We start from the raw sequence: 309 nt of genomic DNA, 5'->3' as shown, positions 1-309 counted from the left end.
GCGCGAACGCGCCGATCGAGAGGATCACGCCGATGGGATAGCCGAGCTGGACGATGCTCCCGAAGAACCCGCGCCGGTCCGCCGGCACGCTCTCCACCACCATCAGCACGGCTCCGCCCCACTCGCCGCCGATGCCGATCCTCCTCGTGGCCCTGCGCCTCGTCCAGGGGATCGGCATCGGCGGCGAGTGGGGCGGAGCCGTGCTGATGGTGGTGGAGAGCGTGCCGGCGGACCGGCGCGGGTTCTTCGGGAGCATCGTCCAGCTCGGCTATCCCATCGGCGTGATCCTCTCGATCGGCGCGTTCGCGC

General features: G+C 71.2%; 1 pseudogene. It reads left to right on the top strand.

Features of this window, described 5'->3' with window-relative positions:
• Positions 1-134 precede the first annotated feature (134 nt).
• Positions 135-309 (top strand): annotated as a pseudogene (locus MKK69_RS21600) (MFS transporter); the annotation flags it as partial.

This window comes from Methylobacterium sp. J-026, from assembly GCF_022829585.1.
Classification (GTDB): domain Bacteria; phylum Pseudomonadota; class Alphaproteobacteria; order Rhizobiales; family Beijerinckiaceae; genus Methylobacterium.
This window is presented reverse-complemented; position numbering and strand designations above follow the sequence as displayed.